Here is a 25213-nt window from a genome sequence, read left to right as displayed (position 1 = left end):
CCGCTGGCGGCAGCCTTGCCTTTCTACAACCGGCGCAGCGCCCAGTCACACCAGTCGGCCACCACAGCATCTTGCGGAGTGGCCCGGTCCGACAGCTGGGGCCAGCGGCGATGGCAGGCGTTCAGGATGCTTTGCAGCTGCCATAAGGCTTCGCGGCTTACCAGCCCCACTTCGGCCATGCCCATCACATCACTTTGCAAGTGGGAAATGAGTTCGCTTTGCTGCTGAGGATGAGAACCGGATTCGAGCAGGGTTTTCTCTAGCGCCTGCAAACGGGTATCGGCAAAGGCAAAGGCGCTGCCCACCACGGCTTTGCTGCCCGGCAAGCTGGCCTTGAGGTTGGTCCAGTAGGCAAAGGCCTCGGCCAACAATTCGATCTGATGCTGCGCGTCGTTGCCCAAGGGCATGAGCGAAGATTCGCGCGCAACTTCTTCGTGCAACAGGGGCAGGATGCAAGCCACCAGCGCAGGAGGAAATTTGCGGTGGTTGAGCCGCAGCACCAGGGACAGCCGCTGTGCCGGCATGTCATCGTGTTTTTCGTAGAAGGCCGTGACCACTTCCGCCAACAGCAGGATCTGACCCATGGGGCTGATGTCAGCGCCCTGCAGGCCTCGCGGGTAGCCACTGCCGTCCATGCGCTCATGGTGCTCCAGCACCGCCACCTCCGCCGTCCTGGGATACGCCTGGGTATCGCGCATCATCAACATGGCCGTGATGGGATGGGCCACCAGATGCTTGCGCTGCACGCCCACCACCTTGTGGTCGGGATCGCTCCATGCAGGGTCCATGTGCAGCACACCCAAATCGTGCAACAGGGCAGCCGCGGCCAACGTGGTGCCGTCCCGTTCGCTCAGGCCAGATTTAAGCCCGAGGAACAGCGCCACAGTGGCCATCTGCAGGCTGTGCTGGAACAACTCGGGGCGCTGCTCTCGCATCACCGTGAGCTTGCAGGCTATGGAGGCAGGCAGCGGCACGGATCGCAGCGGCGCCAGCAGCCGGGCGCCAGAACCCAGGGCCTGGGCCAGCATGTTGGGCAGCGCCTCGTGCTCGACCATCACTTGGGCCGCTGCCAGCAAGCCAGGCACGTCTACCGAGTCTTCTACCGACAAATGCCGGTCAATGGGTTCGCGCAGCTTGTGTTGCACCAAACGGTCATACAAGCGGCTGTCGATGCGGGTCCCTTTTTCCACCAGCTTGATGCCGTTGTCGGTATAGATGGCCGCACCGGCAACCACCGTGCGCTGATCAGCCATGTCCGTCAGAGCGCGCAGATAGTGGGGGCTGTCTGCGTTCTCAATATCTGTCGGTACAGAAGAGTCAGTCATGCGTGGTCCAAGGGATTGCTGCAAATATAAGACCGCAGGTCGCTCTATTCCAACAATTGCCGCCGCACGGACTCCCCCTGGTTTGAGCCAAAACACATATCGCGACGGGAAGCCTGAGTGTTGGAGAGCACGAATTCTGCGCCCCTTCATAAGGCGTTTTTGCTCTGCACAGGCGAAACCGAAGCGCACTCACTCTTGCGGAATTCAATAGGACAGATACACCTCAACCGCATTGCCGTGGCGTGTTGAACCGCAAATTTTTGGGTAAACCCTGAGGAATTTCGACCCCATTGTTTCCAATACTGGAACAGTTAGTTTGCGACCAGGGGGTTTTTCTCCCCTCCCCCGACGCGTACAGTTCAACCCATCGATGAGCCGAACCCGCAAGGCGACTCACCGAACCCGGTCTGAGGCAACTCCTGGTTTTCTGCCCCGCTCCGGTTTTTTTGAGACGCTTTTTAAACTTCAAGGACCTTCATCATGAACAACACTGCACGCTTCCTCTCCATCGCCGCTGTCGCTGCCTTCGCTTCTTTTGGTGCCCAAGCCGACGAAGCCGATGCTTCGCAATTCGCCACCAAGTTTGAAACCAGCCGCACCCGTGCTGAAGTTTCCGCAGAAGCTGCCACCGTGGCCCAGACCCGCAGCATTGAGCCTGCTGGTTCGCGTGTCGTGACTTACAAGTCCACGGCTGACCGCGCTGCAGTGCGTGCCCAGGCAGCGGACGCTGTGCGCACCGGCCAAATTCCTTCGGGTGAGCAGGGCTGATCTGAATCCACGGATTCAGCCTCCCCGTATCTGCAGGTACCTAGGTACCAACAACCGCCCTCTTCTTTTTATTTGAATTTCACTGGAGTTTCACCATGAACAAGACCGCACGTTTCATCTCTATCGCCGCTGTGGCTGCCTTCGCTTCTTTTGGCGCTCAAGCCGACGAAGCCGATGCTTCGCAATTCGCCACCAAGTTTGAAACCAACCGCACCCGGGCTGAAGTGGCTGCAGAAGCCGCCACCGTGGCCCAGACCCGCAGCATCGAGCCAGCAGGTTCGCGTGTGGTGACTTACAAGTCCACGGCCGACCGCGCTGCGGTACGCGCCCAGGCTGCTGAAGCCCTGCGCACGGGCCAGATTCCATCGGGCGAATTCAGCGCGATGTAATTGCGCGGGGTCTGCAGATCGCACTGCAGACGCTTAGCCAAAAAAAGGCCGGGGCTCCTTAGGGGGCCCCGGCCTTTTTTTGCCGATGTGGCTCTGCTGGAGTGCCGTACCGGTATTCAGGGGCCCAACAATGCGCGCAACACGGGCGCTTGCCATGCTTGGGAGATCGGGTCGTAGATACCGAAACCGCGGTCAAAGTCTCCGTAGGTCCACGAGAATCCGCGGTCTTCGGCCGCTTGGCGCACCAGGCGTGCGTGCCGGGCACGCAGATCAGCAGGAATCTCTTTGTAGGACATGAATTCGTGCACCCAGACGGGGTACCGGTGCTCTGCTGACCAAGCTTTCACGATGTCCAAAGGCAATGCCATCAATTGCATCTCTTGTGGACTGCAGCATGTGCTGCCCCGCCACTGATCGGCGCCCGGCAACCCGGGAACCCCCTGCCGGATAAAACGAAACGGCTCGGCATGCGCAATGCCCACGACGAGATGCCTGTCCTCTGGCAACCGCATGTCAGGCACACCAATGGCCTCGCCCCAGCCCAGCACCACGACGCGCGTGGGGTCGCTTTGGCGGATGACTTTCAGCAAGAAAGGCACGCGCTGGTTCTTGGCCGTGCTACTGGTTCCCGGGTCAAAAGCAATCTCGAACAGCAATCGATGTGAATGCTTCGAATAACGTCGCGCCAGTTGCTGCCAAATCTGCACCAGTTGGCGATGCCTTGCTTCGATCGCGGCCTGGCTCCGCGCGTGCGTGGAGTAGGCTGCAGACCCTGTCTCGTCGCGAATCGCCAGCACCACAGAAAGCCCCCGTGCGAGCAGCACATCGATGAGGTGATCCAGCCGCTGCAGGCGCAGATCCTGTTCGGCGACGGCTGTGCCAGCCGACCGCAGCGATGCGGGCGGCACCGCCAGCCGCACCGATCGGAACCCGGCCTGGGCGATCGTTTGGGCGTTAAAGCCGGGTTCTGAAAATCCTGCCGCTGGCTCCAGCGCTGTGGCAAGCATGATGCCGCGTGACAAGGCAGCAGCGGCCGCCCATGCCTGCCGCGAGGCCCCTGGCACCGTCGTGCCCAGCGGCGCTGGCGCAGACTGCGCCAACAACGTTTGCGCAAGGCAACTCCCACCCCACCCTGCCAGCGCCAGCAAGGCGCCTACACATGCAATGCACTGGGCAAAACGTGGATGCATCTTCGTCATGGCCCCAGCAACGCATTGAGCAACGAGGGATGCCATTGCCGCTTCACGACGTCATAGATGCCCGCGTCCAAGGGTGGATCACGCACGTTGAAATTGGCCGCGAAATCCGTATGCGCCCACGACATGCCACGGGCTTCCGCTGCATCGCGCATCAAGCGGAGGTAGCGTGCCCGCGACTCCATCGGTGCCGCACTGGTGGCCCCGAAAGACCCGAGCCAGACGGGGTAGCGGTGGGTTTCAGACCATGCCTTGGCAACGTCAAGGTTGCGTGCCAGATCCAGGCGCTGGGCCTCATCGCAACACCGGGTTCCCAGCCATTTCTCGGAGCCGGGCACCCAAGGCAACCCCTGCTTCGTAAACGGATGGGGTTCCCGGTTGTGGATGGTGACCATCAGATGTGCATCCCGGGGCAATGACAGAGACACCAGATGGCGGGCCTCGTTGTGCAGGGGCGCGATCACAACGATCCTTGCCGGATTGCTTTGCCGGATGGCCGCCAGAGCTGCTGCAGCCAGGCTGTTCCACTCCAAGGCGCTTCCCTGAGGGGCGTTGTACAGCTCGAACAGCAGACGATCCGAACGAAGGGCGTGGCGCTGGGCCAATTGCCTCCAGATGTTCACAAAGCGAGGGCGCACGGCGCCCGATGCCACGGGCGCTTCTCCCTCCTCCAGCGCCCGGCCATTGAGCTGGCTGTAGAAGCTCATGTTCAAGACCACCCGCAGGTCGTGGGCCAGCAGTGCGTCTACCACGCGGTCAATGCGCCGCGCAAAGGCTTCGTCCAGCAAGGCGTCCGGGCCGGTAGAGGCATGGTTGCTCCAGCGCACAGAAAGGCGCACGCTGCGAAAGCCCGCCTTGGCCAGGGTGTCGATCCATTGGTCGTCCATGCGCAGGCCCCAGTCCCCTTCGCGCGGCGCGGCATACACAGACAAGTTGATGCCGCGTGACAACGCCGCTGCAGCAGCCCAAGCCTTGCGCGAAGCTCCGCGATCTGTTCCTAGTGGACGTTCGGCGGCGAGTGCAGGCTCAACGGTGGCTTGTGTGCCTTGCGCCTGCGCGCAGGGCGCAGACGCCAAGGACATCAGTAACACCAGCATCATGAGCAAGGCCATGAGACGAACCACAAACCGCCCTGCCGTGCCGCAAAGCCCGAGCGTCATGTGCACAGCCATCAAAGGGCCGGACAGGTGTGAAGCACCTGGCGCATTTCAAGAACCTGGGCGGCGTCCGGCAACAGCGGGTCTCCGTCCCACCGCGCCTGCAAAGGCTTGAGCACCTCCAGACTCCGACGAAAGCTCCCGCATGCCTGCACCCAGTCAGCCGGAAGGGGGGCGTCTTTCAGGCTTTGCGACACCGGGGCGCGCTCTATCAAGGCCTTGCCCAGTACATAAAGAGCCCTTGCATGGCGAAGCTGCGCAAGTCGGTCGTCAGGGCGGGATGAAGCCAGATCCCCGAACGACGAGACGGCGGGGAGCAACGTCCGCACAGCCGCGTTGGCTGAGCCTGCAGCCATCAGGATGTCGGCGTGTGCCAGGGAAACCTCGGCCCACCGCAGCTGAAGCAGGCGCTGGCCCGGCACTTCTTCATGCAGGGTGTGCAGTATTTTTTGAGCCTGTTCGCCGTTCTCCATGGCGCTCGACTTTCTGCCGGCGCGCCACAGCGCGGCACTCAGGTCACGCTGGGCAAGGGCCAGATTCAGGCGCAGCCTGGCACTTCCAGCCTGGATCTGTAGCGCCTGCTGGAGCAGCTCCTTGGCTTTTTCAAACTCGCTGACGGCCCGCTCTGCGCTGGGCTCGGCACGGGCGTCTCTGCCTGGGTCGGCATGCATCAACCGCTGCCCGCTGCGTGCATGGTTGTCCGCCAGCGTCTCCGCCAAACTCCAATCTGTGGGCCGCTCATCGAGCAAAGATGTAAGGAGGGTCCGAGAAGATCGGAGTGCTTCCTCCATCGCAGCTCCTTCGTTCTTGGGGTCGATGGCATTGGCCCAGTCCAGCTCGGCACGTGCCTGCAACCACCGAGCCTCCCACGCACCCGGCTCGGCCTTAGCCAAGGCGCGGGCCTCTGCCACTGCCTTCATGGCCAGCGCTTTCGCTTCGGCGTGTTGACCCTCCAGGTACAACACACGCGCCCATGCACCCCAAGCCGTGACTTTGGCATGGCGGGCACGGCGCAGCGCTTCGCCGGTGAGCTTTTGGCCTATCGCCTTGTCCAGCGCCGCCACTGCCAACGCATAGCTCCGAGCGGCGCCTGCCGCGTCATCCATGTGGATGCCCAGCGGCCCGCCCTGGACTTCCGCGACACGCAGATAGGCCATGCCAATCCCGAGCTGCAACGCGGGGTCTGTGCTGGTCGCCAGTTCTGCCCCAAGGCTCGTCAGCTTTGAAAGTGCTGCCTGAACGGCTGGCTGAAGGCCTGGCTGGTGCGCAGTGGCGTAGACGGGCGACTCCTGCACTGCTTCGATCTCTTTCACCAGTGATGACACCAGCGCTAGCCTTGCCAAGCCGCTGTGCCGGCTGGCCTCGGACCCGGAATACCAGGCAAGCGACAGACCCACAAGCCCGGCCACACTGATGGCGACCACCGATGCTCCTGCCCACGGGCGTCGCCAAGTGAATTCAATGACGCGCTGCAACCACCGCGTGCCAGCGCCCGCAGGCTTCTCCCGCACGCAGTGGCCCAACTCCTCTGACAATGCCAACGCACTGGCGTGGCGCTGGGCAGGTGCCTTGTTCAACGCCTTCATCACCACCCTGTCCAAGGCTCCTTTCAATGCCTTGTGTGCGGCGCCGGTGACCGCCCGGCTTGGGCGCAGTGGTGTGGTTTCGCAGATGGCTTTGCGCACCTCGAGATCGTCACTGGACGAGTCCCACCGGTAAGGCGGCTGATCGGTGAGCAACTGGTACAGCAGCACCCCCAGCGAATAAACATCGCTGGCAGGCGTGATGGGTTGACCGCGCACTTGTTCCGGGCTGGCGCACGCCAGGGTCATGACGCGCACCGCAGTGGCGGTCGCTGGCTGGGGCTGCGGACCCAGGGTTTTGGCAATTCCAAAATCGACCAGTTTCACAAGGCCCTGGTTGGTGACCAGCACATTGTCTGGTTTGAGATCGCGGTGAACGACTCCCTGGCCATGTGCGTAGTGCACCACGTTGCACAGGGTCTGGAACAACGCAATCCGCTGCGCGAACGTCAGGGCATGGCGCTGGCAATAGGCATCGATGGGCTCGCCGCGCACCAGCTCCATCACCAGATAGGGCACACCATCGGCAACCCCGCCGTCCAGCAAGCGTGCCAGATTTGGATGCGCAAGCTTGGACAGTATCTGGCGCTCTGCGAGGAAACGCGAGGTCAGGGCGCCACTCCCCAAACCGTCCCGCATCAGCTTGATGGCTACGTCACCGTCGTGCGCGCCGTCCAGGGGTTCGGCGCAGTACACCTGCCCCATGCCCCCGCGGGCAATCAGCTCCACCAGGCGATACCGGCCCACTTCGCGCCCCAGCCAGTCAGCCCCAAACCGGGCGGCCACCGCCTCCATCAAGAACGCGCCGGACCCCACATCAAGCAGCGGGCTCCGCGCCTGCCCTGCTGCCTGCAAAGCCATGAGTTCCTGCAGCTCCTCCTCGTCATGCGCCTGCTGCTCCAGAAAGCCCTGTTGCTCCCCGGCGGGCAGATCCAGCGCGTCGGCCAAGATGCCCTTCAGGCGTTGCCAGCGCAGTGCCTGGGCGGCCTGCTCGGCGTGGGCCCGGTCCACCGCGCCCGTCACGGGTTGAGTTCGCGCAACAGCCAGGCGCGGGCGGTCGACCATTCCCGCTTGACCGTGGCTTCGGAAACTTTCAGCGCCTCTGCAGTCTGCCCCACCGACAAACCACCAAAAAACCGCAGCTCGACCACCCTGCCCTGCCGCGCATCCAGTTGCTCCAGCCGCGCCAGGGCCTGGTCGAGGTGCAGCAGGCTTTGCCACTGCCCGCTGGACGTGCACGCCGGCATGTCATCGGGTGACTCTTCCTGCATGGCATCGAGATTTTTGTCGGTAGCGCCGCGGCCGCGCTTGATCGCATCGCGGTTTCTGGCGTGGTCCACCAGAATGCGCCGCATCAACGTGGACATCCAGCCAAAGAACTGGCTGCGAGAGTCCCACACGTTGCCGCGTTGCTCTCCCAGGCGCATGAAGGCTTCATGGACCAGCGCCGTTCTCTGCAATACATGGTCGTCGCGCTCGCCACGCATGTGAAACTGGGCGATGCGCTTGAGGTCGGAATAGACCAGGGGGATCAAGCGCTCCAAGGCCTGGTCCTTCCCCTCGGACCAGGCGTTCAGTAGCTGCGTGATGGGATGGGACAAGGCAATCGATGACATGAAGCGCCGGGATTTGTTCGGCGCGATCATAGGGGCGATTTTTTCGGCCCTGCCGCTCTTCACACGTTTTGACACAACAGCGCCGTGGTCCAGCGGGAGGTCTCAAACACACGGATTTCAAAAAAAAGCGATAACGTTGCAGCGTGAGCTCAAGCTGATCAGGCGCTGTGATCGGGCCAACCTAAAAAAAAGCCGGCACCCTACAGGGCCCGGCCTTCGTGTTAGGCGCATGAGCGCTGGGCTTACGGGATCAGCGTCACGCCAGTTTTGGCTTGAACCGCTTCGAAAGAAACACCCGGCGCCAATTCCACCACTTTGAGCCCTTGGGGCGTTACGTCCAGCACCGCCAGGTCGGTGATGATGCGGTCCACCACGCCCACGCCGGTGAGCGGCAGGGTGCACTGGGGCAGGATCTTCAGGTCTTCGGTGCCGTCCTTCTTCTTGGCAACGTGCTCCATGAGAACGATCACGCGCTTGACGCCAGCGACGAGGTCCATCGCACCGCCCATGCCCTTGACCATCTTGCCGGGAATCATCCAGTTGGCCAGGTCACCCTTTTCGCTGACCTGCATGGCGCCCAGGATCGAGAGATTGATCTTGCCGCCACGGATCATGGCGAACGACTGGTCGCTGCCAAAAATCGACGATCCCTTGATGGTGGTCACCGTCTGCTTGCCGGCGTTGATGAGGTCGGGATCCACATTGTCTTCCGTGGGGAAGGGGCCAATGCCCAGCATGCCGTTCTCGGACTGCAGCCACACTTCCTTATCACCCGTGAAATTGGCCACCAGCGTCGGGATGCCAATGCCCAGGTTCACATAAAAACCGTCTTCGAGTTCTTGTGCCGCACGTGCGGCCATCTGGTCTTGGGTCCAGGGCATCTCAGGCTCCTTCTTTCTTGCTAACAGGCACGGTCGGGACGACAGGCACGTCGCTGATGGCAGCGGCCTGGGCGATCACGGCCTGGGCTTCTGCTTTGGCGGCGGCGGCATCCACCGGGGCGGCCGTCACGGTGCGCTTTTCAATGCGTTTTTCGGGGTTGGCGTTGAGCACGATGCGGTGCACATAGATGCCCGGCAGATGGACGTCGTCCGGAGCCAGCTCGCCCACTTCCACAATGCGCTCCACTTCCACGATGCAGACCTTGCCCGCGGTGGCTGCGGCCGGGTTGAAGTTGCGTGCGGTGAGGTTAAAGCGCAGGTTGCCGGACTTGTCGGCCACATCGGCTTTGATGAGCGAGACCTCGGGAACCAGGGAGCGTTCCATCACATAGGTTTCGCCGTCGAACTCGCGCAGTTCCTTGCCCTCTGCCACGATGGTGCCCACGCCGGTCTTGGTGAAGAAGGCGGGGATGCCCGCGCCGCCCGCACGCAGCTTCTCGGCCAGCGTACCCTGGGGCGTGAACTCGAGCTCCAGTTCGCCGGCAAGGTACTGGCGTTCGAACTCCTTGTTTTCGCCCACGTACGACGAAATCATTTTCTTGATCTGGCGCGTCTCCAGCAGCTTGCCCAGACCGAAGCCGTCCACCCCGGCGTTGTTGGAGATCACGGTGAGGTCCTTGGTGCCCGAATCACGCAAGGCGTCGATCAGCGCTTCAGGAATGCCGCACAGACCGAAACCGCCGACAGCCATCAGTTGGCCGTCCGCCACCACACCCTTGAGGGCAGCGGCAGCCGAGGGGAATATCTTGTTCACCACGATCTCCTTATGAATTGGGATGCGCTACGATACTACGTATCTGTATAAGTAGTTTTTCGTAAAGACTTGCACTATGGACGACGTTGACTATCGCCTGGCTTTTGACATGGCTCCCGTGGGGTTGGTGCTGTCGCGCAACCGCACGATGGTCGACTGCAACCGCCATGTGTGCGAGATGTTCGGCGCCTCGCGCGAGGTGCTGATCGGCCAGTCGTTCCAGGTCCTCTACCCCAGCGCTGACGAGTACGAACGCCTGGGCGCGCACATGGAACCCATCCTGAACACCAAGGGCCATTACGCCGACAACCGCATCATGAAGCGTGCCAGCGGCGAGGTCTTCTGGTGCCACGTGTCAGGCCGCGCACTCAACCGCGCTGATCCACACGCCTCGGGCATCTGGAGTTTTGAAGACCTGAGCGCGCAACGCCCTGTCAAGGCCGAACTGACCGGCCGCGAGCGCGAGGTAGCGGCCCGGCTGCTCGAAGGCCTGACCTCCAAGGAGATTGGCCGGGCCCTGGAGATCAGCCACCGCACCGTCGAGATCTACCGCGCGCGGCTCATGCGCAAGTACAACGCATCGACGGCAGCCGACCTCGTTCAAAAGCTCCTTGCGGGGAGTTAGTTAATCCCCCCTGAGCCGCTTCGCGTCTTCCCCCAGATAGGGGACGCCACCGGTGGCTTGGCAAAGCCAGTTCCACGGTGGCACTGGCTAGGGCGCTCCAGTTTCACGCGCCACGAGCAGCCATACGGCACGCGAACTCCTCCTTTCAATCACCCCTTCGCGGGGCCGTCCACCACTTCTGCAGCAGTGCGAAAGGCATCCACCGCACTGGGCAGGCCGCAGTAGATGCTGGCGTGCAGCAGCACCTCCTGCAGCTCCTCAGCCGTAACGCCGTTGTTGAGCGCGCCACGCACGTGGCCCTTGAGTTCGTGCTGTTTGCCCAGCGCGATCAGCATCGACACCGTGATCAGGCTGCGTGTCCTGCGGTCAAGCCCCGGGCGCTGCCACACATCGCCCCACGCGTTGCGCGTGATGTACTCCTGAATGGGCTGCGTGAACGCCGTGGCGTTGCCCAAGGCGCGGTCCACGTAATCGTCGCCCATGACCTCGCGGCGCGTGGCCAGGCCGTTCTCGAAATCCTTGGATGGGGGTTGCTGTGTCATGCGGATTTTTCTCCTTGAGATGGTGCGTTCAATGTTAGCCGTGCGCAGGGTGCGCATGAAAAAAGCGCCGGCACACCCGAGGGTCTACACGGCGCTTCTGGTGTGACTTCACTCCGGCCCTGGGGCCGGGGGCACCACCGGATCAAGCCTTGCCGGGTGCCAGGTCGAAACGGTCCAGGTTCATGACCTTCGTCCAGGCTTTCACGAAATCGCGCGCGAACACGGCTTGGGCATCGCTGCTGCCATACACCTCGGCCAAGGCCCGCAGTTGCGAGTTGGAGCCGAACACGAGGTCCGCCACCGTACCCGTCCATCGCGGCGCGCCCGTGGCGCGGTCCACGCCTTCCAGCACGCCAGCCGTGGTCGAAGACTTCTGCCACTTCGTGCGCATATCAAGCAGGTTCACAAAGAAATCGTTGCTCAAGGTGTGTGGGCGCTGCGTGAACACCCCGTGCGCCGCGGCCGCACCCACATTGGCGCCCAGCACCCGCAGGCCGCCGATCAGCACCGTCATCTCAGGCGCAGTCAGCGTGAGCTGGTTGGCACGGTCAATCAACAGTTCAGACACCGCGCCTTCGAGGCCCGGGCGCACGTAGTTGCGGAAACCGTCGGCCACCGGCTCCATGACTTCGAACGAAGGCACGTCGGTTTGCGCCTGCGACGCGTCCGTGCGGCCCGGTGTGAATGGCACGGTCACGTCCTGCCCGGCCTTCTTGGCCGCAGCCTCCACGCCCGCGCTGCCCGCCAGCACGATCAAATCGGCGATGGAAATCTTCTTGCCGTCCGTCTGCGCGGCATTGAACTCGTGCTGGATGGCTTCCAGCTTGCCCAGCACCTGGGCCAGCTGCGCGGGCTCGTTCACCTCCCAGTCTTTTTGGGGTGCGAGGCGGATGCGTGCACCATTGGCGCCACCGCGCTTGTCACCACCCCGGAAGGTCGAAGCCGACGCCCAGGCGGTGGACACCAGTTCAGCAATCGACAGGCCCGAAGCCAACACCTTGGCCTTGAGCGCGGCGACATCCTGCGCATTCACCAGCGGGTGGTCCACGGCGGGCACGGGGTCTTGCCAGACCAATTCTTCGGCCGGGATTTCAGGGCCCAGGTAGCGTGCGCGCGGCCCCATGTCGCGGTGCGTGAGTTTGAACCAGGCACGGGCAAAAGCGTCAGCGAACTGTTCGGGGTTTTCGAGGAATCGGCGCGAGATCTTTTCGTAGGCCGGATCGAAACGCAGCGACAGATCGGTGGTGAGCATGGTCGGCACCAGCTTTTGCGAGGGGTCGTGCGCGTGCGGAATCGTCGCTGGTGCGCCTTTGGCAATCCACTGGTGCGCGCCGGCCGGGCTCTTGGTCAGTTCCCATTCATGGCCGAACAAGTTTTCGAAGAAATTGTTGCTCCATTTCGTGGGCGTCGTGGTCCAGGTGACTTCCAGCCCGCTGGTGATGGAATCGCCGCCAAAGCCGCTGCCGTGTTTGCTGATCCAGCCAAAACCCTGGTCTTCGATGCCGCCGCCTTCGGGCTCCAGGCCCACATGCGATGCATCGCCCGCGCCATGTGTCTTGCCGAACGTGTGGCCACCGGCGATCAACGCTACGGTTTCTTCGTCGTCCATCGCCATGCGGGCAAAGGTGTCGCGGATATCACGCGCCGCGGCCAGGGGGTCAGGGTTGCCGTTCGGGCCCTCGGGGTTCACGTAGATCAGCCCCATCTGCACGGCGGCCAGCGGGTTGGCCAGGTCGCGCTCGCCGCTGTAGCGCTTGTCGCCGCCCAGCCAGGTGGACTCTGCACCCCAGTACACGTTTTCATCGGGTTCCCACACGTCCGGGCGGCCACCCGCAAACCCGAAAGTCTTGAAGCCCATGGACTCCAGCGCTACGTTGCCGGTCAGGATCATCAGGTCCGCCCACGAAATCTTGCGGCCGTACTTTTGCTTGATGGGCCACAGCAGGCGGCGCGCCTTGTCCAGGTTGGCGTTGTCGGGCCAGCTGTTGAGCGGTGCAAAACGCTGCTGCCCGGCCCCTGCACCGCCACGCCCATCGGCCAGGCGGTAGGTGCCTGCGCTGTGCCAGGCCATGCGGATGAACAGCGGGCCATAGTGGCCAAAATCTGCGGGCCACCAGTCCTGCGAGTCGGTCATCAGTGCGAGCAGATCCTTCTTCACCGCAGCCAGGTCGAGGCTTTTGAACTCTTCGGCGTAGTTGAAGCCATCCCCCATGGGATCGACGAGCGGAGAGTTCTGCTGTAACGGGCGCAGGTTGAGCTGATTCGGCCACCAGTCAGCGTTACCGCGGCCTTTGGGGACGGCGGCCTTGGTGTGGTCAAAGGGGCATTTGGCTTCAGTCTTCATGGGTCTCTCCAGTCAGCGGGTCAAGGTAAGCGTCGGTGAATGGATGTTACGAATCCATTGCCGGTACGTACATTGAATCGATTGAATGAGATTGATAGCCAATCTTTATTAACGACTCACCGGCCCCGCCGTTGCTTCAGACAGCCACGGCGGATTGCCGAGCGAGCACGGCGAGCACGTTGGCCGCCGCCGCGACGCCCATGTTCACGTAAGCATCGCTGGTCACGCCGCCGATGTGCGGGCTCAGGATGAAGTTCTTCTCGCCCTGAAAAGGATGGCCAGGCGCCATGGGCTCCACCACAAAGCTGTCCAGCCCTGCTGCCATGACGTGACCAGAGCGCACAGCTGCGAGCAACGCCGCCTCGTCGATGAGTCCGCCCCGCGCAGTGTTGACAACGATCACCCCACGTCGGCATTGCGACAGCGTGGCGGCATTGAGGATGCCGCGGTTCTCGTCCGTGAGGGGGCAATGCAGCGAGATCGCATCGGCCTCCCGCCAAATGGTGGGCAGGTTCACGCTCTGGATGAAGGGCGGCAGATCGGTGGCAAACGGGTCGAAGCCAATGACGCGCATGCCCAGCGCATCGGCCATCTTGGCGAAGCGCCGGCCAATGGCGCCCAGGCCGACGACGCCGACAGTGCGGCCAGCAAGCTCCAGGCTCTTGTGCGTCGCCTTGTCCCAGTGGCCGGCGTGCATGCGTGCATCGAGGTGCACCACCGACTTGGCGCAGGCCAGCAGCAGCGCGAGTGCCTGCTCGGCCACCGCTACCGCATTGGCACCGGCAGCGGCCACCACTTCAATGCCGCGCGCTTTGGCAGCCACCTTGTCGATGGTGTCGGTACCGCTGCCATGCTTGGAAATCGCCTTGAGCGCGGGCGCCGCGTCCATGACAGCTGCGCCGACTTTTCCGTAGCGCACGATGATCGCCACCGGGTCGTGCTCCCGGGCCAGGGCGACCAGGTCGTCTTCGGTGGGAGCCTTGCCGGCGTAGACGATACAAAAGTCCCCGAGCATGGCCAGCGCCTGGTCCGCCAGGTCGGCGCCAGTGACAAGGATGGTGGGGAGACTCACAGCGACTCCCCTTCCTTGAGCACACCAGCAGCACGCAGCGCGGCGGGCAGCCACTTGGACGCGGTATCGCCCCGGGCGATGGCCGCAATGCGGGCGGCCTCGTCGGCCACCTTCTTGTCGGCCAGGGCCATCATGCCGGGCGCTTTGTCGCGCTCAATGACCACCACGCCGTCCGCATCACCCACCACGAGATCGCCCGGATTTACGACGGCGCCGCCGGCCGAGATGGGGTGGTTGATGCGCCCGGGCACGTATTTGGTGGGGCCCGCGGGGTTGAAGCCCGCGCTGAACACGGGAAAGTCCAGTTCCAGGATCTCCAGCTTGTCGCGGATGGCGGCATCCACGATCACGCCGGCCAGGCCGCGCTTCTTGCAGGCGCTGAGCATCAGCGTGCCCATGAGGGCGGCAGTCAGGTCGCCCTTGCCGTCGATCACCAGCACGTCGCCCGGCTGGGCCAGCGCCATGGCGGCGTGGATCATGAGGTTGTCGCCGGGGCGCACTTCCACGGTGAAGGCCGGGCCTGCCACCTTCATGCTCTGGTGCACCGGGGCCACACGGCTGTGCAGGGTGCCGCGGCGCCCCGCCACGTCGGCAAGGATGGCGGCCTGGAAGGTGGCGGCTTTCTGGACGATATCGGCGCTGACGCGTTCGATGTCACGGATGATTTCTGGAAGCTGGCTCATGGCGAATTCCTTATAGGCAGGAGGAAAAGCGGTGGAAGCGGCGGCAGCGCCGGCGGTGGCAGAGACATGCCATGCCGCAGCGCGACCACTGGTTTGAAGCGGCTTGAAGCGGCTTGCGGGCAATACAGGTAGAGGCGGCCAGGGCGACGCTTGCGCACTCGCCCTCTCCTCTCTGCAGCTATCGGGCTCTGGGGATCAATCCAGGCTGGCGCCTGAGTCCTTGACGATCTTTCCCCAGCGCGGCACTTCAGTGCGCAGCAGCTGGCCGAACTGATCGGCCGGACCGCCCAGCACATCGCCGCCTTCGCTGCGAAGCTTGTCCGCCACTTCGGCGTGCTGCAGCGCCTGGTTGATGGCCTTGTTGAGCTGCGCCACGATGGGTGCGGGCGTACCGGCGGGAGCCAGGATGCCGAACCATGTGACGGCCTCGAATCCCTTGTAGCCCGACTCGGCCAGCGTGGGCACATCAGGCAGCTGCGACGAGCGCTTGGCCGACGTGATGGCCAGCACCTTGAGCTTGCCGTTGCGCACCTGGCCCAGCAGCGTGGGCACGGAGGACATGTACAAATCGATCTGACCGCCCACCAGGTCGGTCATCGCCTGGGCCGCGCCCTTGTAGGGGATGTGGCGCAGCTTGATGCCTGCGGCGTTCTCGGCCAGCTCGCCTGCCAGGTGGGCCACCGTGCCGTTGCCCGAGTAGCCCAGCGTGAGCGCATCCGGCTTGCCCTTGGACGCAGCCACCACATCAGCGAAGGTCTTGAATGGCGAATTGGCCGGCGCGGCGATCACGATGGGAGACGACGACACCAGCGCGACCGGCACCAGGTCCTTGAGCGGGTCGTACGGCAGCTTGGGGTACAGCGTGGGGTTGATCGCGAGGTTGCTGGTCTGGCCCATCACCAGGGTGTAGCCGTCGGGCGCGGACTTGGCCGCCGCATCCACCCCCAGGTTACCGCCCGCGCCGGGGCGGTTGTCCACGATCACGTTCCATTTGTTCTGGTCCGCGAGCTTTTGTGCCACGGTGCGCGCGATCATGTCGGTGCCCCCGCCGGGCGGAAACGGCACGATGAGGCGGATGGGTTTGTGGGGATAGGCGGCCTGGGCCACGGCCTGCGCCGCAGGCAGAACCGCCGCGGCGAGGCCGAGAAACGCGGTGCACAAAGGCGCCGCCAGGGACCGGGAAAACACGTGGAAAGTGGGCATGGATTTGTCTCCGTTGTAGTGGGCTGTCGCGCCAGCCCCGACCAGTGATGGGTGCGACGCTGTGGGAGGCGACTTTATGCAGGCGTTTCAATCCATACAATGCCGTTGCACACAATGAAACGAATTGCGCCATGAGCAACCGATCGACCAAAGCCTCCACCGCTGCCCAGACCGCACCACCAATCCCCGACACCGCCCCGGCGGCCAAGGACGCCAGCGGAGTCACCGCCGTCACCCGCGCGCTGCAGGTACTTGAGGCGTTCGCGCTGGGCGAATCGAGCCTGTCCCTTGCCGAACTGAGCCGGCGCTGCGGGTTGCACAAGACCACGGTGCTGCGCCTGGCGCGCACGCTCGCGCAGTCGGGCTTCATGGTGCAGCGCGAGGACAGTGACTGGCGCCTGGGCCCGGCCGCGGGCTGGCTGGGCGCGCGTTACCAGGCGGGTTTTGACGTGCAGAACGTGCTCGAGCCCGCGCTGCGCGAGCTCACCCATGCCACGGGTGAGAGCGCGGCCTTTTACGTGCGCGAAGGCCAGGTGCGCACCTGCCTGGTGCGGGTAGAAGGCCCGCAGGCCCTGCGCCACCACGCGCGCATGGGCGAAGGCCTGCCGCTGGACAAGGGGTCGCCCGGCCGGGTGATCCTGGCTTTCTCGGGCGAGCCGGGCAAGGCTTATGAAGAAATCCGCAAAAAGGGCTACCACTGGTCCATCGGTGAACGCGAACAAGGCGTGGCCACGGTGTCGGCGCCGGTGTTCGGCATGCACTGGCGGCTGATGGGCTCGGTGTGCATCTCGGGCCCGGCCTCGCGCCTGCCCGCAGAGAAGCTCGAATCGCTCGCGCAGACCGTGATGGCCGCCGCCACCCAACTGTCGTATGCGCTGGCCGGCAACATGGCAGCGCCTTCGCACGGACCGGTGCGGGCAACCCAGTGGCACCCGTGAATCACGGACACTGGCCAAACCAAAGTGTCCACAAAGCAAATTTGTGAATAAAAACGGGCCCTAGCGCTTGTTATACAAGCACTTTTAGCTATCAAATAAATAGCAAACCAACTACCCACCCCCAAAACGACAAGGAGACCGACGTGATCCGCTACCCCTTCCCCTCGCTCGACAGCCTGCCTGAGGACATTCGCACTCGCATCCTCGAGGTGCAGGAAAAGGCGGGCTTCGTGCCCAACGTGTTCCTCGCCTTTGCCCGGCGCCCCGCCGAGTGGCGCGCCTTCTTCGCGTACCACGACGCCCTGATGCTCAAGGAAGAAGGCAGCCTGACCAAGGGCGAGCGCGAAATGATCGTCACCACCACCAGCGCGGCCAACCAGTGCCTGTACTGCGTGGTGGCGCACGGCGCGATCCTGCGCATTTACGAAAAGAAGCCGCTCGTGGCCGACCAAGTGGCCGTGAACTACCGCAAGGCCGAGATCAGCCCACGCCAACGCGCCATGCTCGACTTTGCGATGAAGGTCTGCGAGCGCTCGCACGCAATCGACGACGCCGACTTCACTGCATTGCACGCGCATGGTTTTGACGACGAAGACATCTGGGACATCGCAGCCATTACCGCGTTCTTTGGGCTGAGCAACCGCATGGCCAGCTTTGCGGGCATGCAGCCCAACCCCGAGTTCTACCTGATGGGCCGCGTGCCGAAGGCCCCGAAACCCGCCTGAGGAGCAGACGCGTGACCCGGAATCGGCGAGGTGGTGTGCGGACGGCAGGCCTGTGGGCAGCCTTGGCCGGCACGGCCTGCGCTCACGCGGCAGGGCTGACCAGCTTTGCGCCGGGTAGCGGCACGCTTGCCACGCGGCCGCTGTTGGTGCAAACGCAGGCTGGGGGGCTCCCACCCTTTTCCAGCACCATGCCGCCGCTGCTGTTACGACAGCCATCGACCGAAGCGGGCCAAGCAACTGAACCGATCTACTACCTGGCGCAGGGCCTGGGCGTGCCGCGCTACGGCATCGCCGACCTGCCGGGCGCCAGCGCCTGGCGCGTGTTGCGCACCGCCGACTGCGCAAGCCTGGTGCCGGTAGCGCTCGACGAGGTCAAACAACCCGCCGTGCAGCCGGTGACCGTGCAGCAAAACGCCCTGCCCCTGCATTGCGCCGCGGCCTTCGAGGGCAGTTGCACCAGCCGCGATCAGCGCGTGCGGGTAGGCACGGCATTTCAAGGCACGCGGCGCACGGCACGCACGGGCGGCGGCTTCTTCGGAACCGAAGGGCACATCACCACCACGTTCTATACCGGTGTGCGCACGCTCACCATCGAACACGTACCCTCGGGCCGCCACTGGCGCATGGATGAGACCCTCAAGGACTCTGCCGGGTACAGCGCGCCGCAGACAGCCATTCGTTATCTGCCAGAGTTGCAGCGTGTGTTGCTCCTGGGCGTAAGCACGGGCTCCGAGGGCGCCGAGGGGCGCTGCATTGCCCTGCCCTCCGGCTGAGGCGGGCAACGGTTTTCAAGCCAGGTCGCCTTGCGTCTGGGTTTGTGACTGCTCCAGCGGGCCTGCGGCTTGCGGCGAGCGTCGCACCAGCAGCGCTGTCGCCGCCTCCACCGGCATGGGGCGGGCGTACAAATAGCCCTGCACCTCGTCGCAACCGTGCGCCTTGAGGAAATCGCGCTGCTCGACAGTCTCCACCCCTTCGGCGATCACCCGCAGCTTGAGGCTCTTGGCCATCGCAATCACCGCCGACGCAATGGCCTCGGCCTCCTCGTTGCCGTGCCTGCCCAGGTCCAGCACAAACGAGCGGTCGATCTTGAGCTTGCCCACAGGAAAGCGGCGCAGGTAGCTCAGGCTCGAATAGCCCGTCCCAAAATCGTCGATGGCAATTTGTATGCCTTTGGCGACCAGCTGGTGCATCAATTCGACCGCCGCATCGGTGTTGGCCATCAACGTGCTTTCGGTCAGCTCCATCTCCAGCGAACCCCCCGGAAGATCGAACTCCGACATCACGCGCCCCACCTCATGCAGGAAGTCGGGCGCCTGGAACTGCACCGCCGACACGTTGACTGCAATCGGCAGCGGCACCAGCCCCTGGCTGCGCCAGGCGGACCAGATGCGCGCCGCCTCGCGCAGCACCCAGTGGCTGATTTCGGCAATCATCCCCGAGGACTCGGCAATCGGGATGAAGCGTGCGGGCGATACCGGCCCACGGGTCCTGTGGGTCCAGCGCAGCAGCGCCTCGGTGCCCACCGGTGCGCCGTGCGACAGGGTGAACTGCGGCTGCAGATGCAGTTCGAGCTCGCCCGCATCAATGGCCTGGCGCAGGTCCACCGCCAGCAGCATGTCGTCATAGGCCGAGGCATTCATCTCGGGCGCGTACAGGCGCCAGGTGTTGCGGCCTTGCGTCTTGGCCATGTGCATCGCGGCCTCGACGTTGTGCAGCAGGTCCTCGGCATTCGCCGCGTGCTCGGGGAAGCTGGCGATGCCAATGCTGGCGGTGGGGGACACCGGGTGCGCCTGCGCACCAAGGGGCACGGGCGGCGCCAGCAGCGCGCGCACCTGGCTGATGAGCAAGGCATGCGTGACCGGGTTGCCCGCCAGCACCAGCATGAACTCGTCACCCCCATAGCGGTACAGGCCTTTCAGATCCGCACTGATCCCCCGCAGGCGTTCAGCCACTTCGACCAGCAAGGCGTCCCCCTGGGCATACCCGAAGGATTCGTTGATGCTCTTGAAACGGTCCAGGTTGACCAGCGCCAGCGACAGGCTGTTGTGCGGCGATGCGCTCTGGCCCTGCACGGCCGCAATGCTGGGCGGGAGGTCCTGCTCCAGCTTGGCACGGTTGGGCAGCTGGGTGACAGGGTCATGGGTCGCGAGGTACTCGGCATCGCTTTCGGCCTTCTTGAGGCGGGTGAGGTCGGTGAACATGTCCACGTGCTGCTCCACCCGCCCGTCGGGCCCCCGGTGCGCGCAGACCAGCAGGCGCGCCGGGAACACCGTGCCATCCTTGCGGCGGATGTGCATCTCGCCCTCCCAGAAATCCTCGGACTTGAGAATGGCCCGTGCACGCTCGACGGCCGCCGGATCGAGCCCCGCGTTGAGCACCACGGTGGGCTGGCCCTTCAGATCCCCTAGCGTATAGCCCGTGATTTTGGTCAGGTGCGGATTGATCGAGACGATGCGCTTTTCATGGTCACCGACCACGACGGCCGCGGCAGACCGCTCATAGAAACTTGCTGCCACGCGCAGCTGCATGTCCACCTGGGCCTGGCGCGTGACGTCCCGCCCGATGCTGACGAAGTAGCGCTTTCCCTCGGACTCGAAGCACCCCACGGTGCCGTCGAGCAGGAACGTCGTTCCATCCGCCCGCAGCCGGGGCACGCGGATCTGCCGGGACTCGCCCGGCTGCATGGCCTCCAGCAGGGCCGCCTGCGCCGCAGCGTGGGCCGGGGGGCGCATGCGCCGCGCATCCATGCCAATCAATTGCTCCCTGGGGTAGCCATACACGTCGGCCGTTGCCTGGCTTACGTCCAATATGGTCCCTTCATCGTCGGTCAGCAAAAAGATATCGGCCGAGCCACGCAGCATGTGCTCGTAGTGCCGGCGCAGCCCCGCTTCCCGCGCCGCATGGCGATGGCGGTCGCCGCGGCGCCAGGTGGCATAGAGCAACGAGCCCAGCAGCAAAAGCGCCACGATCCCGGCCACCAGGATGCGTGTCCGGCCTTCGATGGCGGTATACACCGCCTTCTCGGGCATCTGGCTGACCACTGTCCATGCGGGCAGGAGCACGGCCTCGCGCCGGGCCAGAACCTCCACGCCGGCCCGGTTGCGCCCCTGCACGGTGTTCGCGCCGCCTGGGGTGGCCAGCAAGCTCTCCACCGAAGCCGACGGTTGCGATTGCGGGCGGTCGGGGCGGGCTGGCACCAGCGGTTTGAGCTGGTGGCCGGTGGCAGGTGACAGCACCTGCAGGCCATCCGGTGCATTGCGGTGAACCAAGAGGGTTTCGCCGCCCCAATTGGACAGCTTGGCCTTGGTCAGTGAGTCCACCAGCCAGCGCGGGTCCATCTCCAGATACAGCACGTGGCCGGTGTCCTTTGCATCGTCGGCAATGCTGCGCACCAGGCCAAGGCGAAATCCGTTTTGGGCGTCCGTGTCCAGTTCGATCCACTCCGCCCGGCTGCGGGGGTTGTTGTCGGCGCTGACCCGGGCCACCTTGGCGAGTTGGTCTGCACCCAACGCGGCGCCACTGCTGAATACGGCCTTGGCGCCCTGCCTGTCGACAATGGCCACAGTGCGGTAGGCGTATAGGCGCTGCATGCGCTCCACGTGCTTTTGCAGCACGTACGCGTGTTCCGATGCATCGGCCGGGCTGCCCTGCCAGCGCCCAAGGGCCTGGACCAGCAGCGTGCTCATGCCGATGGCATCTGCGTCTGCGGTGCGCTCTGAAAGCCAGGTGTCCAGCGAGTGGGCCGAAAGTTCAGCGGTCACGCGCAGGGATTCCCACGCTGCGTCCTCGGCGGACTGCTTGGCTTGGTAGTGGAGGGCTATCCCCAGCGCGATGACGGCCGCGACGAACGCCATGAAGGCCAGCGCAACCACCCAACCGGCACGCGGCGGCGCTGACGGCGTGCCAGCGGGCAGCTCGCCTTTCGAAGCGCTGTTGTCAAAAGCCATGGTCCCCCCCGATTTCGCGAAGCTGGGCGGCCGAGATCCGCCAGCTTCCGTGAGTCAACCTTTGCAGCTTCGTCGGCCGCGGATTCTTTTAGTAACGCCCTTTTAGTCGGATTGGCGCTGGGATGTCAACGGGAGGGATCCCAAAGCGACGCGCGCCCGGTCAGCGTTGCAGCACTTGCGGATCCGTGTGATTGCGAGCGACGAAATGCGCGCCCAGCGCAATTCGATGACGACCGAAGCCCAGTGGCCTAACAGCCCGGTGGCCGCCCTCAAGCCTGCACGATGGCCAGCATCCAGTCGGGCAGCGCCACCGCCTTTTGTTGCGGGAAGTCCACCCAGATTGTCGTAGCCCCGCCCGCCGCGCAGATCACTCCTGGCTGGTCCACGCGCTCCATCGTGCCCCAGGTCTCAAAGGTGGTGCGGCCCGGGTCGCTCACGTAAAGCTTGAGCAGCACATCGGCCGGGTACTCGAGCTGGCGGTAGAAATTGCAGAAGGCATTGACGATCACCGGCCCCTGCCCGCGCGGGTCGGGGTTGCAACCGACCGACACCAGCCAGTCGATACGCGCTGTTTCCAGGTACCTGAAATACACCGTGTTGTTGACATGGCCCATCGCATCCATGTCGCCCCAGCGCACAGGAAAGCGCATTTCGAAGACCAGCTTCTTGGCGTCAGGGATTTCGATCTTCATCGGTACGTCTTGATGGATGCGTGGATGCTCAAGGTAAGCCGCGCCGCGCTAGTTTGCACGTCACCTTGTGGTCAGACCGCGAAGCCGTCATCTGCCGCGATCACCGCGCCATTGATGAAATGGCTTTGGTCGCTGGCCAGCATGAGGAGCAGCCCATCCAGATCCTGCGGGCTGCCTACGCGTTTTCTGGGCAGCATGGCAATCAGCTTCTGGCCTTGCTCGGTGCTCCAGTGGTGGTGGTTGATTTCGGTGTCGATGTAGCCGGGGCAGATGGCGTTCACGTTGATGCCGAACTTGCCCCACTCCATGGCCATGGCCTTGGTCATCTGCACCACGGCGGCTTTGCTCATGCAGTACGCGCCGATCTGCGGCAGCACCTTGAGGCCGGCCATCGAGGCGATGTTGATGATGCGCCCGCCCGTGAAGCTGCCCGGCGCCGCACCGCGCGAACGCGCCAGCATGCGTTTGCCCACTTCCTGCGCGACAAAAAAAGCGCCCTTCACATTGGTGTCGAAGATGAAGTCGTAGTCCTCGGGCGTCACGTCCTGAATGCGCTGCGTGGTGGAGACGCCCGAGTTGTTCACCAGGATGTCGATGGAGCCCATTTCCGTCTCGGCGTGTGCGACGGCGGACTTGATGGAATCATGGTCGGTCACATCGAGTTCGATCACGTGGGCATCGCCGCCCTCGCCTTCGATGCGCGCGCGCAGCTCTTTGAGCTTTTCAACCCGGCGGCTGGCCAGCACGACCCCCGCCCCTGCACGCGCCAGGGTGCGTGCAAACTGCGCGCCCAGGCCGCTGGAAGCCCCTGTGATGAAGGCCACGCGGCCGGACAAGTCGATGCTGTAAGCCATTTAGAGTCTCCCCCCTGATCAAAAAAGAACGGTCGTTCGATTGTCTCTATTCCGTGAATACAATCAGTCGCCAGGCAGACAGGGCATTGCACCCGCTCTGTTCAGAATACCCATTATCAAACGCCCGACGAGAAGCCCATGACAAACGAAGAAATCATCGCCCAGTATGGTCCCCGCGAATCGATGGAATACGACGTGGTGGTCGTTGGCGGCGGCCCCGGCGGCCTGGCCACCGCGATCCGCCTGAAGCAGCTGGCGGCTGAAAAGGGCCAGGATGTGTCGGTGGTGGTGCTCGAAAAAGGCTCCGAGCCCGGCGCACACATCCTGTCGGGCGCCATCATGGACCCCAAGGCACTGACCGAGCTGATCCCCGACTGGAAAAAGCGCGGTGCACCGCTCAAGCAGCCCGTCACCGACGACGCCTACATCTTCCTGTCGGAAAAGTCGGGCTTGCGGGTGCCCAACATGTTCTTGCCCCCGTTTGCGCAAAACCACGGCAACTACATCGTGCGCCTGGGCGATGTCACCAAGTGGCTGGCCGAGCAAGCCGAAGCCCTGGGCGTGGAAATCTTCCCGGGCTTTGCAGCTGCCGAAGTGCTCTACAACGACAACGGTTCGGTCAAGGGCGTGGCCACCGGCAACATGGGCGTCGGCAAGGATGGCGAGCCCACCGAGAACTTCCAGCTGGGCATGGAGCTGCTGGGCAAATACACCGTGTTCGCCGAAGGCGCACGCGGCCACCTGGGCCGCCAGCTGATCGCGCGCTTCAAGCTGGATGAAGGCCGCGACCCGCAAAGCTTTGGCCTCGGTGTGAAGGAGCTGTGGGAGATCGACCCCAAGAAGCACCAGCCCGGCTTTGTGATGCACACCGCCGGCTGGCCGATGGAAAACGACACCTATGGCGGCGCGTTCCTCTACCACCTGGACGACAACAAGATCGCGCTCGGCTTTGTGACCGGCTTGGGCTACAAGAACCCCTACCTCAGCCCGTTCGAGGAATTCCAGCGCTGGAAGACCCATCCCAACGTCCGCTACTACTTCGAGAACGAAAAGGGCGAGATCACGGCCAAGCGCCTGTCGTACGGCGCCCGCGCCATCAACGCCAGCGGCATCAACGCGTTGCCCAAGACCATCTTCCCGGGCGGCGCGCTCGTGGGCTGCAATGCGGGCTACCTCAACGTCGGCCGCATCAAGGGCAGCCACGCCGCCATCAAGACCGGCATGCTGGCGGCTGAGGCAGCGTACGACGCCATCGTGGGTGGCCGCCAGCACGACGAACTCAAGGCCTACCCCAAGGCCTTCGAGGAAAGCTGGCTCTACACCGAGCTGAACAAGGACCGCAACTTCAAGAACTGGTTCAAGTACGGCCTGACCACCGCGACGGTGATGAACGGTTTCGAGCAGCTGATACTGCGCGGCCGCATGCCCTGGACGCTGCACCGCGACAAGCCCGACCACGCGTATCTGAAGCCCGCGGCTGAGTGCAAGCCCATCGTCTATCCCAAGCCCGATGGCAAGCTGACCTTCGACCGCCTCTCCAGCGTGTTCGTCAGCAACACCAACCACGAAGAGAACCAGCCCGCCCATCTGACGCTCAAGGACGCGAGCGTGCCGGTCAACATCAACCTGGCCAAGTACGCGGGCCCCGAGGCGCGCTACTGCCCGGCGGGGGTGTACGAGTTCGTGCCCGACACGGCTAAGGGCGGCGACGCGCAGCGCCTGCAGATCAACGCGCAGAACTGCGTGCATTGCAAGACCTGCGACATCAAGGACCCCACGCAGAACATCGTGTGGGTGACGCCAGAGGGCGGCGGCGGTCCGAACTACTCGGGCATGTAACTATCAAAATCATAGCGCCT

General features: G+C 64.0%; 22 protein-coding genes. 7 read left to right on the top strand and 15 right to left on the bottom strand.

The features are described 5' to 3' along the window. Positions 1–23 precede the first annotated feature (23 nt). On the bottom strand, positions 24–1325 hold the full coding sequence (locus tag ACSQ3Q_RS11300; protein ID WP_436134471.1) for an HD-GYP domain-containing protein: 1302 nt from the start codon (positions 1323–1325) through the stop codon (positions 24–26). Between the two features lie 480 nt (positions 1326–1805). Here ACSQ3Q_RS11300 and ACSQ3Q_RS11295 point away from each other — a divergent pair, with 480 nt between their 5' ends. Together ACSQ3Q_RS11295 and ACSQ3Q_RS11290 are read left to right on the top strand one after the other, a co-directional pair. Next, complete coding sequence (locus ACSQ3Q_RS11295) at positions 1806–2093, top strand: DUF4148 domain-containing protein (protein WP_436132792.1); 288 nt, start codon at positions 1806–1808, stop codon at positions 2091–2093. 95 nt (positions 2094–2188) lie between these two features. Further along, on the top strand, positions 2189–2482 hold the full coding sequence (locus ACSQ3Q_RS11290) for a DUF4148 domain-containing protein (protein ID WP_436132791.1): 294 nt from the start codon (positions 2189–2191) through the stop codon (positions 2480–2482). Between the two features lie 116 nt (positions 2483–2598). On the opposite strand, the gene ACSQ3Q_RS11285 is transcribed toward ACSQ3Q_RS11290, so the two are convergent. The 6 genes from ACSQ3Q_RS11285 to ACSQ3Q_RS11260 form a co-directional block, all read right to left on the bottom strand. Continuing rightward, positions 2599–3489, bottom strand: coding sequence for a glycoside hydrolase family 5 protein (locus tag ACSQ3Q_RS11285; protein ID WP_436134470.1), 891 nt, complete (start codon positions 3487–3489; stop codon positions 2599–2601). A gap of 188 nt (positions 3490–3677) precedes the next feature. Then, entirely contained in the window at positions 3678–4838 is a 1161-nt protein-coding gene (locus ACSQ3Q_RS11280; protein ID WP_436134469.1) for a glycoside hydrolase family 5 protein, read from the bottom strand. 11 nt (positions 4839–4849) lie between these two features. Continuing rightward, positions 4850–7483: a protein kinase domain-containing protein gene (locus ACSQ3Q_RS11275; protein ID WP_436134468.1), complete on the bottom strand. Its 2634-nt coding sequence runs from the start codon at positions 7481–7483 to the stop codon at positions 4850–4852. Next, complete coding sequence (locus ACSQ3Q_RS11270) at positions 7438–8064, bottom strand: ECF-type sigma factor (RefSeq protein WP_436134467.1); 627 nt, start codon at positions 8062–8064, stop codon at positions 7438–7440. Before ACSQ3Q_RS11270 ends, ACSQ3Q_RS11275 begins: the two co-directional genes overlap by 46 nt. A 212-nt stretch (positions 8065–8276) precedes the next feature. After that, positions 8277–8915 carry a 3-oxoacid CoA-transferase subunit B gene (locus ACSQ3Q_RS11265; protein ID WP_436134466.1) on the bottom strand — a complete coding sequence of 213 codons (639 nt, stop codon included), beginning with the start codon at positions 8913–8915 and terminating at the stop codon, positions 8277–8279. A 1-nt stretch (position 8916) separates the two neighbouring features. Next, positions 8917–9729, bottom strand: a complete 813-nt coding sequence (locus tag ACSQ3Q_RS11260) for a CoA transferase subunit A (RefSeq protein WP_436134465.1) — start codon at positions 9727–9729, stop codon at positions 8917–8919. 76 nt (positions 9730–9805) lie between these two features. Here ACSQ3Q_RS11260 and ACSQ3Q_RS11255 point away from each other — a divergent pair, with 76 nt between their 5' ends. Next, positions 9806–10354 (top strand): PAS and helix-turn-helix domain-containing protein, encoded by a 549-nt coding sequence (locus tag ACSQ3Q_RS11255; protein WP_436134464.1) that lies wholly within the window; start codon positions 9806–9808, stop codon positions 10352–10354. Positions 10355–10503: 149 nt separating this feature from the next. On the opposite strand, the gene pcaC is transcribed toward ACSQ3Q_RS11255, so the two are convergent. The 5 genes from pcaC to ACSQ3Q_RS11230 all read right to left on the bottom strand — a co-directional run bounded on the left by pcaC (position 10504) and on the right by ACSQ3Q_RS11230 (position 16198). After that, positions 10504–10896 (bottom strand): 4-carboxymuconolactone decarboxylase, encoded by a 393-nt coding sequence (gene pcaC / locus ACSQ3Q_RS11250; protein ID WP_436134463.1) that lies wholly within the window; start codon positions 10894–10896, stop codon positions 10504–10506. 142 nt (positions 10897–11038) lie between these two features. Further along, positions 11039–13240 carry a catalase/peroxidase HPI gene (gene katG, locus ACSQ3Q_RS11245; protein ID WP_436134462.1) on the bottom strand — a complete coding sequence of 734 codons (2202 nt, stop codon included), beginning with the start codon at positions 13238–13240 and terminating at the stop codon, positions 11039–11041. Positions 13241–13376: 136 nt separating this feature from the next. Continuing rightward, positions 13377–14312: an NAD(P)-dependent oxidoreductase gene (locus ACSQ3Q_RS11240; protein ID WP_436134461.1), complete on the bottom strand. Its 936-nt coding sequence runs from the start codon at positions 14310–14312 to the stop codon at positions 13377–13379. Further along, the gene (locus tag ACSQ3Q_RS11235) at positions 14309–14995 is read right to left on the bottom strand and encodes an RraA family protein (RefSeq protein ID WP_436134460.1); all 687 of its coding nucleotides are present in this window, start codon (positions 14993–14995) and stop codon (positions 14309–14311) included. The genes ACSQ3Q_RS11240 and ACSQ3Q_RS11235 overlap by 4 nt, the downstream gene beginning before the upstream one ends. A gap of 195 nt (positions 14996–15190) precedes the next feature. Then, positions 15191–16198: a Bug family tripartite tricarboxylate transporter substrate binding protein gene (locus tag ACSQ3Q_RS11230; RefSeq protein ID WP_436134459.1), complete on the bottom strand. Its 1008-nt coding sequence runs from the start codon at positions 16196–16198 to the stop codon at positions 15191–15193. Positions 16199–16329: 131 nt separating this feature from the next. Between ACSQ3Q_RS11230 and ACSQ3Q_RS11225 the strand changes: the two genes are divergently transcribed. The 3 genes from ACSQ3Q_RS11225 to ACSQ3Q_RS11215 all read left to right on the top strand — a co-directional run bounded on the left by ACSQ3Q_RS11225 (position 16330) and on the right by ACSQ3Q_RS11215 (position 18634). Further along, complete coding sequence (locus ACSQ3Q_RS11225; protein ID WP_436134458.1) at positions 16330–17136, top strand: IclR family transcriptional regulator; 807 nt, start codon at positions 16330–16332, stop codon at positions 17134–17136. Positions 17137–17279: 143 nt separating this feature from the next. Beyond that, positions 17280–17861: a peroxidase-related enzyme gene (locus ACSQ3Q_RS11220; protein ID WP_436134457.1), complete on the top strand. Its 582-nt coding sequence runs from the start codon at positions 17280–17282 to the stop codon at positions 17859–17861. Positions 17862–18049: 188 nt separating this feature from the next. Further along, positions 18050–18634 carry a hypothetical protein gene (locus ACSQ3Q_RS11215; RefSeq protein ID WP_436134456.1) on the top strand — a complete coding sequence of 195 codons (585 nt, stop codon included), beginning with the start codon at positions 18050–18052 and terminating at the stop codon, positions 18632–18634. A gap of 15 nt (positions 18635–18649) precedes the next feature. Here ACSQ3Q_RS11215 and ACSQ3Q_RS11210 read toward each other — a convergent pair whose 3' ends face one another. The 3 genes from ACSQ3Q_RS11210 to ACSQ3Q_RS11200 all read right to left on the bottom strand — a co-directional run bounded on the left by ACSQ3Q_RS11210 (position 18650) and on the right by ACSQ3Q_RS11200 (position 23354). Next, a complete protein-coding gene (locus ACSQ3Q_RS11210) occupies positions 18650–21808 on the bottom strand; it encodes a putative bifunctional diguanylate cyclase/phosphodiesterase (protein ID WP_436134455.1) in 3159 nt (1052 codons plus the stop codon). Between the two features lie 269 nt (positions 21809–22077). Next, positions 22078–22500 carry an acyl-CoA thioesterase gene (locus ACSQ3Q_RS11205; protein ID WP_436134454.1) on the bottom strand — a complete coding sequence of 141 codons (423 nt, stop codon included), beginning with the start codon at positions 22498–22500 and terminating at the stop codon, positions 22078–22080. Between the two features lie 71 nt (positions 22501–22571). After that, positions 22572–23354, bottom strand: coding sequence for an SDR family oxidoreductase (locus tag ACSQ3Q_RS11200; protein ID WP_436134453.1), 783 nt, complete (start codon positions 23352–23354; stop codon positions 22572–22574). Between the two features lie 138 nt (positions 23355–23492). On the opposite strand from ACSQ3Q_RS11200, the gene ACSQ3Q_RS11195 reads away from it, so the two are divergent. After that, positions 23493–25193: an electron transfer flavoprotein-ubiquinone oxidoreductase gene (locus ACSQ3Q_RS11195; protein ID WP_436134452.1), complete on the top strand. Its 1701-nt coding sequence runs from the start codon at positions 23493–23495 to the stop codon at positions 25191–25193. The last annotated feature ends 20 nt before the right edge of the window (positions 25194–25213 follow it).

It is taken from the genome of Acidovorax sp. LjRoot129 (assembly GCF_964253765.1).
In the GTDB taxonomy this organism is placed as follows: Bacteria; Pseudomonadota; Gammaproteobacteria; order Burkholderiales; family Burkholderiaceae_C; genus Acidovorax.
This window is presented reverse-complemented; position numbering and strand designations above follow the sequence as displayed.